Annotated in this window: 2 protein-coding genes; both read right to left on the bottom strand. The window is 66.5% G+C overall.

Translation table 11 applies throughout. The annotated features are described in order from the left end of the window. Nucleotides 1–1085: sulfatase family protein (locus AC3WUT_RS30110; RefSeq protein WP_492350747.1), on the bottom strand; the 1085-nt coding region annotated here is incomplete at its 3' end. A gap of 22 nt (nt 1086–1107) precedes the next feature. Continuing rightward, nucleotides 1108–1824 (bottom strand): tripartite tricarboxylate transporter substrate-binding protein (locus AC3WUT_RS30115; RefSeq protein ID WP_492350748.1); only part of this gene is annotated, 717 nt, incomplete at its 5' end.

Below are 1824 nucleotides of genomic sequence, written 5' to 3' on the forward strand. Positions count from 1 at the left end.
CCCAGTTCCAGCAGCGAGCGGCCGGGCCGGCCCTGCATCTCGGGCCTGGGGTCGATCCCCGCGCCCTGCAGGATGGTGGGAAACAGGTCCAGCAAATCCACCGGCGTCTCGCAGACCCTGGGCTGCACGCCCGGGCCCACCACGATCATCGGCACACGCACGCTCTCCTGGTAGAGGGTGGACTTGCCCCACAGCCCGCGCGTGCCGAGGTTGTCACCATGGTCCGAGGTGTAGACCAGCGTGGTGTCCCCCTCCAGCCCCGCGTCGCGCAGCGCCTGGGTGATGCGGCCCACGTTGTGGTCCAGAAAGCTGCACAGCGCGTAGTAGGCGACAAAGGCCTGGCGCCGCTCCTCGGGGCTCTTGAAATCGCCCTCGTTGTCCATGAAGTCGGCATACGCCTGCACCCAGGGGTGGCGCTGGTAGCCGCTCTGGGGCTGCAGCTTGGGCTCGGGCATCACTTCGTCAGAGTACAGCGCAAAGAACGCTTCGGGCGCCACCAGCGGAAAGTGCGGCGCCACCAGACCCACGTAGAGCACAAAGGGCTCTTCGGGTCGGGTGCCGGCGTCGTGGATCCAGTCGACGGCGCGGCCAGTCACCTCCCGGTCGTAGGCGGTGTAGTGCGATTCGCCTGCGCCAATGTGCTCACCCAGCATGCGCTTGCCGCTGGGGCTTGATATGTAAGGATCGCGGATCGATGCCCACACCATGCCATGGCCGCCCACCACGTGCATGGGAATGTGCTCCTTGTCAAAGCCGGCGGGGTCCTCATCGGCTCGGTAATGCAGCTTGCCGATGCTTTCGACCCGGATGCCTTGGCGCTGCAACACGTGGCCCCAGCCGCGCGGGTCGCCCACATAGGGCATGGCATTGTCCCAGTGCCGCGTCTGGTGCACGCGCAGGCCGGTGGCAAAGGCGGCGCGCGCGGGCACGCAGATGGGGCTGGGGGTGTACGCATCGGTGAAGCGCACGCCGCGCGCGGCCAGTGCGTCCAGATGGGGCGTCTTGACGAAGGCGTGGCCGGCACAGCCCATGATGCGGGGATCATGTTCGTCGGACATGATCACGATGACGTTGCGGCGGGACATAAGGCAGTGATCTCTCTTCAAGTTACGAGTCTTCAGGCGTGTAGCCGGAGGCCTTCACAATCTGGCCCCAGCGCGCATGGTCCTCGCGCAGCAGCCTGTCAAGGGCCTCGGTGGTGGCGGTCTGGGGCTGGTACTCGAGCTTGCGCAGCAGCGAGCCGATCTTGTCGGACTGCACCGCCTCGGTGATGCTTTTGTTCAACTGCGCGACCAGGGGGGCGGGTGTACCAGCCCTGGCGAACAGGGCGAAGGTCTCTGTGATCGCCAGGTCGCTGAAGCCCAGTGACTTGAAGGTGGGCACGCCAGGCAGGGCCGCCAGCGGCGCTTCGTCAGAGATCGCCAGGATGCGCAGCTTGCCTGACTGGTGCATGGGCAGCAGGTTGGGCAGCGTGGTGATCACGCAAGGCAGCACACCGCCGACCGCATCGGTCACCGCGGCCGAGCCGCCGCGGTAGGCCACGTGAGCCAGCGGCACCTTGGCGGCCTTGCCCAGCAGCTGGCCGATGAAGTGCATGGCCGTGCCCGCGCCGGGTGTGCCGTAGGCAGCCAGGGCGTTGTCCTTGCGTGCCAGGTCCAAGAAATCCTTGAGCGTCTTTGCGGTGCTGTTGACGCCCACGGCCAGGCCAAAGCTCATGCTGCAGACCTTGCCCACGCCGACGAACTGCTTGAGCGGGTCGTACGACAGGGACTTGAAGACGTGGGGGTAAAGGGTCAGGTTGCCCATGGGCGTCATGAGCAGGGT

It is taken from the genome of Curvibacter sp. EU05-FHT14A10 (assembly GCF_058791075.1).